The following is an 11,156-nucleotide window of genomic DNA, read 5'->3' as shown; positions in this document are numbered from 1 at the left end:
CCCCCCCCCCCCCCCCCCCCGGCGCCGCCCCCCGCCCGCGGCGCGGGCGGGGCGGGGGGGGCGGATCCCTGCGCACAATGGAACCCGATGTTGTCACTGATTAAGGGTCCCTATGAGTCAGAGTCATTTCTTTGCCCCCCCCCCCCGCCTGAAACTGATTACCCGCTGGCCGCTGATGCGCAACGTGCGCACCGAAAATGTCTCCGAACACAGCCTGCAGGTGGCGATGGTCGCCCACGCGCTGGCGGCGATTAAAAACCGCAAATTTGGCGGCCAGGTCAACGCCGAGCGTATCGCCCTGCTGGCGATGTACCATGACGCCTCGGAAGTACTAACTGGCGACCTCCCTACTCCGGTGAAATATTTCAATTCGCAGATTGCCCAGGAATATAAGGCGATTGAGAAAATTGCTCAGCAAAAGCTGGTGGATATGGTCCCTGACGAGCTGCGCGATATTTTCGAGCCGCTGATTGATGAGCATCACTACAGTGAGGAAGAGCAGTCGATCGTTAAACAGGCTGACGCCCTCTGCGCTTACCTGAAGTGCCTCGAAGAGCTGTCTGCAGGCAATAACGAATTTCTGCTGGCCAAAGGTCGGCTGGAAAAGACCCTGGCATCGCGGCGCAGCGCGGAGATGGATTACTTTATGCAGGTGTTCGTCCCAAGCTTCCAGCTGTCGCTGGACGAAATTAGCCAGGATTCGCCGCTGTAAGGTTCTGGCCGGGCGGCGGTTGTGCTCTACCCGGCCAGAATATCTTAAAACGGAAACAGTACCGGGATTAGCAGGACGCAGACCACCATCACCAGTATGGTAAAGGGCACGCCTATTTTGACAAAATCGCTAAATGAGTACTTGCCCGGGCCAAGCACCAGGGTGTTAACCGGCGAGGAGACCGGGGTCATAAACGCCGCCGAAGCCGCCATCGCCACCACCATGGCAAAAGGATAGGGTGAGACGCCCATTGACTTCGCCGCCGCTAAGGCAATAGGCGCCATCAGCACCGCCGTGGCGGTGTTTGAGATAAACAGCCCAATCGCCGCGCACATCACGAACAGGCAGCCGAGCATCAGATAAGGCCCCTCGCCTCCGGCGACATCCATCAGTCCCTTCACCACCAGATCCACCCCGCCGGTTTTTTGCAGCGCCAGGGCAAACGGCATCATCCCAACAATCAAAATAATGCTCGGCCAGTGGATCGCCTTGTAGGCGCTTTCGGCATTGATGCAGCGGAATTTGCCCATCAGCAGACAGGCGATAATCGCGGCAATCGGGTTGGGAATTTCATCGGTGAGCATCAGGGCTACCATCAGCACCAGGCAGAAAATCGCATGCGGAGCCTGGCTGTGGGCCGGCGAAGCGTCATCGACCTCAACCGGCATATTGAGCACCACGAAATCCCGGCCGCGCTTCGCCAGCAGGGCAATTTGCCGCCAGTTGCCGACCACCAGCAGGATATCGCCGAGCTGCAGCGGCTCGTCGACCACCGAACCATCCATCGCTTTGCCATCGCGCTTCATGCCGACGATATTGAGACCAAACCGGGTGCGGAAGGCTATCTCACGCACCGTTTTGCCCATCATCTCTGAATCCGGGATCAGCGCCACCTCCGCCATCCCCACATCCAGCGCCTGATCGGCAAAATACTCGCCGCGCAATACCATCGGCTCAAGCATTTGCTCGCCGCAGAACTGGCGTAAATCGACATCGGAGGCGGACATATCGATCAGCAGGACGTCGCGGGCGCGAAATTCCGATACCCCGTTGACGTTGACAATTACCCGGCGGAACCGCCGCCAGCGTTCAACGCCGATCACGTTGGCGCAGTAGCGCTCACGCAGCTTTAAATCATCCAGCCGCTGACCGATCATCGGCGAACCCGGGCGGATGGCCAGCCGGCGAGCGCGGCCGGTGAGGTGATATTCGCGGATCAAATCGCGGAAGGTGCTTCTTTTTCGCCCATCGCGTGCGGAGTCGCCATTATCCGTCTTCAGCATAAAGCGCACCGCCAGCATATAGACGATGCCCAGGATCAGCACCACCAGGCCAATCGGCGTGACGCTGAAAAAGCTGAAGCCGTGCAGTCCCTCGCGCAGCAATTCACTGTTGACCACCAGGTTGGGCGGCGTCGCCACCAGGGTCATCATCCCGCTGATAAGCCCGGCGAAGCTCAGCGGCATCATCAGCCGCGATGGCGAGGTATTCATCCGCGCCGAGACGCTAAGTACCACCGGGATGAAAATGGCGACCACCCCGGTGGAGCTCATAAACGCGCCCAGACCGGCGACGGTGAGCATCAGGTAGATCAGCATTTTGGTTTCGCTGTTCCCCGCCACGCTCACCAGCCATGCCCCCATTTTGGTGGCGACTCCGGTGCGCACCAGGCCATCGCCGATAATAAACAGGGCGGCAATCAGGATCACGTTAGGATCGCTGAATCCGGAAAAAGCTTCATTTAACGTCAGCGTTCCGCTGAGGACAAAGGCGACAATGACCATCAGGGCGATAGCATCCATGCGCACCTTGCCGGTAGCAAACAGCACAACCGCGATGGCCAGGAGGGATAAAACCCAAATCAATTCACCGTTCACAACGTTTCCTTGTCACAAGTGGGAGTCGACATAGTGGCATAAAAAAGCCCCGACGACGCGGGGCGAAATCATGGGTTTACGCTTTAAGACGCACATTTACCACGCCGTCAGTCTGGCGTTCAACCACCAGATCTTCCAGGCTGCTCAGCACGAGGTCGGCTTCATCCAGGCGAGGGGCATCGGCGGGCACGTTGACCGCGATAGTGCGACAGCCGGCCGCCAGTCCGGAGAGGAGCCCCGCCGGCGCATCTTCCACCACCGCGCACTCCCCGGCAGGCAGACCCAGCCGCTCGGCGCCCAGCAGATAGGCGTCCGGCGCCGGTTTGCCGTGTTTCACCTGCTCGGCGGTGACGAACACCTCAGGCATCGGCAGGCCCGCCGCGCGGTGACGCGCGTGGGCAACCGGAATCGAGCCGGAGGTGACAATCGCCCACGGGATCCCGGCCTCATTGAGCGTATTCAGCAGGGCTAATGCCCCCGGCAGCGCGACGATACCCTCAATATCAGTGGCTTCTATCTGCTCGAGGTAGCGAAATTCGGCCTGGATATCCTCCTCGCTGCGCCCCGGCATAAAATGGCGAATGGAGGTAATGGCCTGCTTGCCGTGAATAAAACTGAGAATTTCATCATGGTCAATGGCGAAACGATCGCCCCACTTGCACCATGAACGCTCTACCACCGGCAAGGAATCCACCAGCGTCCCGTCTAAATCGAACAGGAAACCTTTACACTGCACGGGCACCTCCCTCAGGCGTTGATAATTTGATTAATTTCATTACTGCTCAGATGATACTGGCGCGGGCAAGCGTGCCAGACGCTCAGCATCCGCTGATATTTCTCCCACATCGGGGTCTGCGAGTTAAAGCCATGGGTACCGGCGTCAAAATGGCTGTAGCGGCCTTCAACGTTGACCATAAAACGCACATAGCCGAGATAACGCGCTTCGGTGGCGGCATCAAATCCGAGGAAGGTGACCCGGCGTTCATCGATCCCCGCCGCGTCTTTCAGGTTGGTCCAGGAGACGTGCAGCGCGTGGTACATCTCCATGATATCAATAACGGTACGGCAGGTTTCTTCCGTCAGCTGGCCGAACTCGCGGTCCAGTTCACGCATCTGTAGCCCATACCCACGCTCTATGATGGTTTGCAGACGACGGTAGCGTTCCGCATTATCCGGGTCGAGCATCGTCATCATTTTGTACTGATTGGATAAAATCAGACGCTGCGCATTGGTCATTTCCATGTTGTGACTCCTGTAGCACGGTAGGGCGTGAAATAAAGAAGGCGCATAAATCATGCGCCTTCTTTTATATGCGTTTTCCGTAGTGAATTACAAATCATCAAGGAAAGTTTTATCCAGTTGTTTGAAGGCGCGCTTAAGCGTGTCAGCCAGCGCCTGATAATCGGGCTTGCCTTCGACCGGTGCCAGCGCCTGCCCCGCCTCCTGCAGTTTACCGCGCACTTCATAGAACCAGTTAAGAATGGAGGGCGGCAGCGGCGTCACCGAACGCTTACCCAACCACCAGAGTCCCTGCATCGGCAGGCTCAGCGCAAACAGCGCGGTAGCGACGGCGGGGCCCAGCTGGCCGCCAAGAGCTATCTGCCAGCAGAGGGTAAAAATGGCGATTGGCGGCATGATGCGGATGGCATAGCGGGTGGCACGAATAATGCGGTTTTCAATAAACACCGGCGCGAGGCGCTTGTCGAGAGGCCAGGTCTTTGCGTAATGCTGCCCGCGGTTGAACAAGCTAAAGAAGCTAACGGGGCGTTTCTCAGGGGTCGACATGGCTTTACCTCAACTTTACATATAAAACTTAAAAAATTCGTGCAAAACACCAACTATGCATGACATCGTTCAAAAGATTTTGGCAAAGGATGCCGCAATCAGGTATCCTGTGCCCGCCTGAAAGGGCGGTTAGACTCTTTGCCAGGCTAGTCAAATTATCGCATATTCTGCCATTGGCTGAAAATTATGCAAAATGGCATAAAATCAAATGTACTTCTCTCATCGTGCCCGAAAACAGAACAAGGCATGATGTTAATCATAAATGTCGAGGTCATCCTGCGCTACGCTAATGACACACTGACGTTTTTTTAGCCACGTATCATAAAAAGGTACTTCCATGTCGAGTAAGTTAGTACTGGTTCTGAACTGCGGTAGCTCCTCTCTGAAATTTGCTATCCTTGACGCCGTGAACGGCGACGAATATCTGTCCGGTTTAGCGGAATGCTTCCACCTGCCGGAAGCCCGTATCAAATGGAAAATGGACGGCAGCAAACAAGAAGCCGAGTTAGGCGCGGGCGCCGCGCACAGTGAAGCGCTGAACTTTATCGTTAACACTATTCTGGCACAAAAACCAGAACTGTCTGCTCAGCTGACCGCAATCGGCCACCGTATCGTACACGGCGGTGAAAAATACACCAGCTCCGTGGTGATCGACGAGTCCGTAATTCAGGGTATTAAAGACGCCGCGTCTTTCGCACCGCTGCACAACCCGGCACACCTGATCGGCATCGCTGAAGCGCTGAAATCCTTCCCGCACCTGAAAGACAAAAACGTGGCTGTATTCGATACGGCGTTCCATCAGACCATGCCGGAAGAATCCTATCTCTACGCCCTGCCGTACAGCCTGTACAAAGAGCACGGCGTTCGTCGTTACGGCGCGCACGGCACCAGCCACTTCTACGTGACTCAGGAAGCCGCTAAGATCCTCAACAAGCCGGTGGAAGAGCTGAACATCATCACCTGCCACCTCGGCAACGGTGGTTCTGTTTCCGCTATCCGTAACGGTAAATGCGTTGACACCTCCATGGGTCTGACCCCGCTGGAAGGCCTGGTGATGGGTACCCGCTCCGGTGACATCGATCCGGCCATCATCTTCCATCTGCACGACACCCTGGGCATGAGCGTTGACGCGATCAACAAAATGCTGACCAAAGAGTCCGGCCTGCTGGGTCTGACCGAAGTCACCAGCGACTGCCGCTACGTGGAAGACAACTATCAGGAAAAAGCCGACGCTAAACGCGCGATGGACGTTTACTGCCACCGCCTGGCGAAATACATCGGTTCCTACACCGCGCTGATGGACGGCCGTCTTGACGCCGTTATTTTCACCGGTGGTATCGGTGAAAACGCCGCGATGGTGCGTGAGCTGTCGCTGGGCAAACTGGGCGTACTGGGCTTTGAAGTTGACCATGAGCGTAACCTTGCTGCCCGCTTCGGCAAGTCTGGCTTCATCAACAAAGAAGGCACCCGTCCTGCCGTGGTTATCCCGACCAACGAAGAGCTGGTCATCGCGCAAGACGCCAGCCGTCTGACCGCATAATTCCACATCGCCAGCCCTGACCCGCAATAATTCGAGCTGCAGGAAGGCGGCGACACAGCAAAACCCCGGCCGCGTACAGCGCGTACGCCACCGGGGTGAGCAAGTAGAGCCAACGCACGTGCAACTTGAAATATGACGGATAGCTGGCGGTGCTGTTTTGTATCCCGCCTGATACTGGCGGTAACGAAAGAGGATATACCGTGTCCCGTACTATCATGTTAATTCCTACCGGTACCAGCGTAGGTCTGACCAGCGTCAGCCTCGGTGTGATCCGCGCTATGGAACGCAAAGGCGTTCGTCTGAGCGTCTTTAAACCTATCGCCCAGCCGCGTTCCGGTGGCGATGCCCCAGACCAGACCACCACCATCGTTCGCGCCAGCTCCTCCACCACCACCGCCGCTGAACCGCTGAAGATGAGCCATGTTGAGTCTCTGCTCTCCAGCAATCAGAAAGATGTGCTGATGGAAGAGATCATTGCCAACTACCACGCGAATACTCAGGACGCGGAAGTGGTGCTGGTGGAAGGCCTGGTACCGACCCGTAAGCATCAGTTCGCCCAGGCGCTGAACTTTGAAATCGCCAAAACGCTGAACGCTGAAATCGTCTTCGTGATGTCTCAGGGCACCGACACGCCAGAACAGCTGAACGAGCGTATCGAACTGACCCGTAACAGCTTTGGCGGCGCCAAAAATACCAGCATCACCGGCGTTATCGTCAACAAACTGAATGCCCCTGTCGACGATCAGGGCCGTACCCGTCCTGACCTGTCGGAAATTTTCGACGACTCGTCGAAAGCAAAAATCGTGAAGATTGACCCGGCTCAGCTGCAGAAAGGCAGCACGCTGCCGGTGCTGGGCGCAGTGCCATGGAGCTTCGATCTGATCGCGACCCGCGCGATCGACATGGCTCACCATCTGAATGCGACCATCATCAACGAAGGCGATATCAATACCCGCCGCGTGAAATCCGTGACTTTCTGCGCGCGCAGCATCCCGCACATGCTGGAACACTTCCGCCCTGGTTCTCTGCTGGTTACCTCCGCAGACCGTCCTGACGTGCTGGTTGCGGCCTGCCTGGCGGCAATGAACGGCGTGGAAATCGGCGCCATTCTGCTGACCGGCGGCTATGAAATGGACGCGCGCATCAGCAAGCTGTGTGAACGCGCTTTCGCGACCGGCCTGCCGGTATTTATGGTCAACACCAACACCTGGCAGACCTCCCTGAGCCTGCAGAGCTTTAACCTCGAAGTACCGGTTGACGATCACGAGCGTATCGAGAAAGTTCAGGAATACGTGGCCAACTACATCAACGCCGACTGGATCGAATCGCTGACCGCGACCTCCGAGCGCAGCCGCCGTCTCTCTCCGCCAGCCTTCCGCTACCAGCTGACCGAGCTGGCGCGCAAAGCCGGCAAACGTGTCGTTCTGCCGGAAGGCGACGAACCGCGTACCGTGAAAGCGGCGGCGATTTGCGCCGAACGCGGGATCGCCACCTGTGTCCTGCTGGGTAACCCGGATGAGATCAACCGCGTAGCCGCGGCCCAGGGCGTGGAGCTTGGCGCCGGCATTGAAATCGTCGATCCGGAAGTGGTTCGCGAAAGCTATGTGGGTCGCCTGGTCGAACTGCGTAAGAACAAAGGCATGACCGAAGCGGTCGCGCGTGAGCAGCTGGAAGACAACGTGGTTCTCGGCACCCTGATGCTGGAACAGGACGAAGTCGACGGTCTGGTATCCGGCGCGGTTCACACCACTGCCAACACCATTCGTCCGCCGCTGCAGCTGATCAAAACCGCGCCGGGCAGCTCGCTGGTCTCCTCCGTGTTCTTCATGCTGCTGCCGGAACAGGTTTACGTTTACGGCGACTGCGCGATCAACCCGGACCCGACCGCCGAGCAGCTGGCGGAAATCGCTATTCAGTCCGCTGAATCCGCGATTGCCTTCGGCATCGAACCGCGCGTGGCGATGCTCTCCTACTCCACCGGTACCTCCGGCGCGGGTAGCGATGTCGAGAAAGTCCGCGAAGCGACCCGTCTGGCGCAGGAAAAACGTCCTGACCTGATGATCGACGGCCCGCTGCAGTATGACGCCGCGGTGATGGCTGACGTAGCGAAGTCCAAAGCGCCGAACTCACCGGTAGCTGGCCGCGCGACCGTGTTCATCTTCCCGGATCTGAACACCGGTAACACCACGTACAAAGCGGTACAGCGCTCTGCCGACCTGATCTCCATCGGGCCGATGCTGCAGGGTATGCGCAAGCCGGTCAACGACCTGTCCCGTGGCGCGCTGGTAGACGATATCGTCTATACCATCGCACTGACCGCGATCCAATCGGCTCAGCAGCAGAAGTAATCTGCCGCTGTGGTCAAAGCAAAAGGCAGCCGAATGGCTGCCTTTTTGTCGTCAGGAGGCGAGCGACGATTGCTGCCGCGCGTTTGCGATCTTTATTCGCGCTCGCTCTCTTCCGCATCATCATACTCATTACCGGCGTTGCGGGTCATCCACAGCGCCAGCGCTTTCAGGGAGTCCGGCGTGAACTCATCGCAGCGGGCGGTGATCTCTTCCGGCGTTAACCAGCACACCTCGCTGACCTCTTCTTCCTGCAGGGCGAACGGCCCGTGGGAGACGCAGCTAAACAGACTTCCCCAGACGCGGCAGAATTTGTCTTCGTAATAAAACTGGCCGTGATCGGCAAACGGCACCCCGGCGATGCCTAACTCCTCTTCCGCCTCGCGACGGGCCGATTCCAGCAGCTGCTCATCAGCCTGCACGACGCCGCCAGCGGTGGCATCCAGCATGCCCGGATGAAAGTCTTTTGTCTCGGTGCGTCGCTGCACCAGAATTTTCCCCATTCCGTCATGAACGACGATATAGGTCGCCCGGTGGCGCAGGCACTGCGCGCGCATTTGCTCGCGGCTGGACTGTGCTATCACCTCATTGTTTTCATTAACAATATCGACCCATTCTGTGCTTGCCAAATGATTCTGTTCCGCCATCAGGAAACCTTACTTTAAATGCGCTCTCGCGGCGCGTCTTTATGATTGAGGGCTAAATTACGGGTAAATTGCAACCTCTGCAATAACCTGATTATCATTGAGTGCTAAAACCTGCAGCCGCCCCTGATCCAGCAGCCCATAGCTGGCGGAATATCCCCCTTTCGGGATACTCACTGAGCCGGGATTAAAGAGGTAAATTGCGCCGCGTTTTTCCGCGACCGGTATATGAGTATGGCCATATGCCAGGACATCGCCAGCGGCCAGCGGCGGCAGATTATCCGGACTATAGAGATGCCCGTGGGTCAGAAACAGGCGATAGCGTTCGCTAAGCACCTGCTGCCAGGGCGCGGTGATTGGAAAACGAAGCAGCATCTGATCCACTTCGCTGTCGCAGTTGCCGCGAACGGCAACAATGCGTTCCGCCACGCTGTTCAACCGCTCCGCCACCTCACCCGGCGCATACCCCTCAGGCAGCGCGTTGCGCGGACCGTGATTGAGCACATCGCCGAGTATGATCAGCCACCTGGCGCCGCTTTGCGCGAACCGTTCAAGCACGCGTTCCGTGGCGGGCAGCGAACCATGAATATCGGAGGCAAACATCAGCTTCATAGGTTCCATCTCCACTGGTTACGATGCCTCTATGATAGCGGAAGCGCGGCGGGTTATCAGCCTCAGCGTTTGGCGGAAAGCGCCACGTAACGCTGGATTGAGGCCCGCTGCCACTGGAAAGACGCATAATCAGCCAGCGCCTCCGGTACCTTATCGCCATTGAGAACCAGGCGATTGAGCATCAGCGCCAGGTCTGCGTCGGCAATAGACCATTCGCCAAATAAATTTTGCCCGCCGTGGGCCAGTAGCATGGTGGCGGTGGCAAACAGCTTTTCCGCAGATTGCCTGCCGGCCTCGCTGAGGTCCGGCATTTTCGCCCCGCCAAACACCACGGCGGTGGATCGCTCTTCACGAATTAGCATCAGATCGCTGCGCAGCCAGGCCTGGATCTGCCGGGCGCGGGCTCGTTTTTGCAGATCATGCGGGTAGATGCGCTCCCACTCCGGCGGCGCGAAACGCTCATCCAGATACTCGGTAATCGCCGAAGACTCACTTAGCGCGAAATCATCAACCTCCAGCAGCGGTACGCGACGGGTGGCGGCATAGCCTGTCCAGCCCGCCTGCAGATGTTCGCCGCGGTTCAGGTCGACGGTTTTAAGGGTAAAAGGCAGGCTTTTTTCCTGCAGAGCGACATAGACAGACATCACGTACGGTGAGAAAAAATCGGCATCGGACCACAGGGTAATGACAGGCTGGCTCATAGCTTCCTCAAGGGTGGTAGACAGGACAATAAGCCAACATAGCCTGTCTTACAGGCGATGTCACTGCTCGAGCGCGGACGACTCGTCGCCTGGCTGCCGGGTCGCTTGCGGAATTTCTCCCGGGTGGCGCAGCTTCACCTATACTCGAACAGTTTGCGACCCACGACGGCGGGAAATATTATGATCGATCTTTACTATGCACCCACCCCAAACGGCCACAAAATCACCCTGTTCCTCGAAGAGGCGGAGCTAGCCTATCGGCTAATTCGGGTCGATATCGGCAAAGGGGAACAATTTCATCCGCAGTTTCTGGCGATTTCGCCGAATAATAAAGTTCCGGCTATCGTCGACCACATGCCTGCTGACGGCGGGGCGCCATTGAGCGTTTTCGAGTCCGGCGCCATCCTGCTCTATCTGGCGGAAAAAAGCGGTAAGCTGCTGAGCGGCGAGCTGCGGGAACGCTACGTCACGCTGCAGTGGCTGTTCTGGCAGGTCGGCGGGCTGGGGCCGATGCTGGGGCAAAATCAACATTTTTCCCACTCCGCGCCGCAAACCGTGCCCTACGCTATTGAACGTTTTCAGGTGGAAACCCAACGACTGTATGGGGTGCTAAATCAGCGTCTGGGATGCAGCCCGTGGCTTGGCGGCGACCACTACAGTATAGCCGACATCGCCGCCTGGCCCTGGGTGAACTGCCATGTCCGACAGCGTATCGATCTGGCGAACTATCCGGCGGTGCACAACTGGTATGAGCGCATTAAGCAGCGGCCGGCAACGGCGGAAGCGATGTTAAAAATTCAGCTTTATTAACCCCCTGCTCGCCCGTCGCGCTTTGTTGTATGATTGCAGGACTTACACCACGGAGGAAGCCTGCAATGTCTCAACCAGACGCCATTATTCGTATTAAGAACCTGCGCCTGCGGACTTTTATTGGTATTAA

General features: G+C 57.5%; 11 protein-coding genes and 1 pseudogene. 5 read left to right on the top strand and 7 right to left on the bottom strand.

What is annotated here, in order from left to right; all coding sequences use genetic code 11:
- Window positions 1-112: 112 nt before the first annotated feature.
- Entirely contained in the window at window positions 113-712 is a 600-nt protein-coding gene (gene yfbR, locus HMPREF9538_RS16580) for a 5'-deoxynucleotidase (RefSeq protein ID WP_009484761.1), read from the top strand.
- A 44-nt stretch (window positions 713-756) separates the two neighbouring features.
- On the opposite strand, the gene HMPREF9538_RS16585 is transcribed toward yfbR, so the two are convergent.
- From HMPREF9538_RS16585 to yfbV, 4 genes are all read right to left on the bottom strand, one after another.
- Window positions 757-2,589, bottom strand: coding sequence for an SLC13 family permease (locus tag HMPREF9538_RS16585; RefSeq protein ID WP_009484760.1), 1,833 nt, complete (start codon window positions 2,587-2,589; stop codon window positions 757-759).
- Window positions 2,590-2,665: 76 nt separating this feature from the next.
- Window positions 2,666-3,325: a sugar phosphatase gene (locus HMPREF9538_RS16590; protein ID WP_004174996.1), complete on the bottom strand. Its 660-nt coding sequence runs from the start codon at window positions 3,323-3,325 to the stop codon at window positions 2,666-2,668.
- 11 nt (window positions 3,326-3,336) lie between these two features.
- On the bottom strand, window positions 3,337-3,831 hold the full coding sequence (locus HMPREF9538_RS16595) for a YfbU family protein (RefSeq protein WP_002913193.1): 495 nt from the start codon (window positions 3,829-3,831) through the stop codon (window positions 3,337-3,339).
- A gap of 87 nt (window positions 3,832-3,918) precedes the next feature.
- Window positions 3,919-4,374, bottom strand: a complete 456-nt coding sequence (yfbV, locus tag HMPREF9538_RS16600) for a terminus macrodomain insulation protein YfbV (RefSeq protein WP_002913194.1) — start codon at window positions 4,372-4,374, stop codon at window positions 3,919-3,921.
- 337 nt (window positions 4,375-4,711) lie between these two features.
- Between yfbV and ackA the strand changes: the two genes are divergently transcribed.
- The gene (gene ackA, locus HMPREF9538_RS16605; protein ID WP_002913195.1) at window positions 4,712-5,914 is read left to right on the top strand and encodes an acetate kinase; all 1,203 of its coding nucleotides are present in this window, start codon (window positions 4,712-4,714) and stop codon (window positions 5,912-5,914) included.
- Between the two features lie 200 nt (window positions 5,915-6,114).
- Complete coding sequence (gene pta, locus HMPREF9538_RS16610; protein WP_002913196.1) at window positions 6,115-8,262, top strand: phosphate acetyltransferase; 2,148 nt, start codon at window positions 6,115-6,117, stop codon at window positions 8,260-8,262.
- 92 nt (window positions 8,263-8,354) lie between these two features.
- On the opposite strand, the gene yfcD is transcribed toward pta, so the two are convergent.
- The 3 genes from yfcD to yfcF form a co-directional block, all read right to left on the bottom strand.
- Entirely contained in the window at window positions 8,355-8,906 is a 552-nt protein-coding gene (gene yfcD / locus HMPREF9538_RS16615; protein ID WP_002913197.1) for an NUDIX hydrolase YfcD, read from the bottom strand.
- A gap of 57 nt (window positions 8,907-8,963) precedes the next feature.
- Window positions 8,964-9,515, bottom strand: a complete 552-nt coding sequence (gene yfcE, locus HMPREF9538_RS16620; protein ID WP_004899586.1) for a phosphodiesterase — start codon at window positions 9,513-9,515, stop codon at window positions 8,964-8,966.
- Window positions 9,516-9,577: 62 nt separating this feature from the next.
- A complete protein-coding gene (gene yfcF / locus HMPREF9538_RS16625) occupies window positions 9,578-10,216 on the bottom strand; it encodes a glutathione transferase (RefSeq protein ID WP_009484757.1) in 639 nt (212 codons plus the stop codon).
- A gap of 180 nt (window positions 10,217-10,396) precedes the next feature.
- Here yfcF and yfcG point away from each other — a divergent pair, with 180 nt between their 5' ends.
- Window positions 10,397-11,026 (top strand): GSH-dependent disulfide bond oxidoreductase, encoded by a 630-nt coding sequence (gene yfcG, locus HMPREF9538_RS16630; protein WP_004174988.1) that lies wholly within the window; start codon window positions 10,397-10,399, stop codon window positions 11,024-11,026.
- A gap of 29 nt (window positions 11,027-11,055) precedes the next feature.
- Window positions 11,056-11,156: pseudogene (gene folX / locus HMPREF9538_RS32810) on the top strand (dihydroneopterin triphosphate 2'-epimerase); the annotation flags it as partial.

The sequence above is a fragment of the Klebsiella sp. MS 92-3 genome, from assembly GCF_000195655.1.
GTDB lineage: Bacteria > Pseudomonadota > Gammaproteobacteria > Enterobacterales > Enterobacteriaceae > Klebsiella > Klebsiella pneumoniae.
Note: the sequence above shows the minus strand (reverse complement) of the source record. Positions and strands in the feature narration are given on the sequence as shown.

Coding starts and splice junctions, on each gene's coding strand:
- yfcE (WP_004899586.1), bottom strand. CDS start 9,515: ATGAAGCTGATGTTTGCCTCCGATATTCATGGTTCGCTGCCCGCCACG.
- yfcF (WP_009484757.1), bottom strand. CDS start 10,216: ATGAGCCAGCCTGTCATTACCCTGTGGTCCGATGCCGATTTTTTCTCA.
- yfcG (WP_004174988.1), top strand. CDS start 10,397: ATGATCGATCTTTACTATGCACCCACCCCAAACGGCCACAAAATCACC.
- yfcD (WP_002913197.1), bottom strand. CDS start 8,906: ATGGCGGAACAGAATCATTTGGCAAGCACAGAATGGGTCGATATTGTT.
- ackA (WP_002913195.1), top strand. CDS start 4,712: ATGTCGAGTAAGTTAGTACTGGTTCTGAACTGCGGTAGCTCCTCTCTG.
- HMPREF9538_RS16595 (WP_002913193.1), bottom strand. CDS start 3,831: ATGGAAATGACCAATGCGCAGCGTCTGATTTTATCCAATCAGTACAAA.
- yfbV (WP_002913194.1), bottom strand. CDS start 4,374: ATGTCGACCCCTGAGAAACGCCCCGTTAGCTTCTTTAGCTTGTTCAAC.
- yfbR (WP_009484761.1), top strand. CDS start 113: ATGAGTCAGAGTCATTTCTTTGCCCCCCCCCCCCGCCTGAAACTGATT.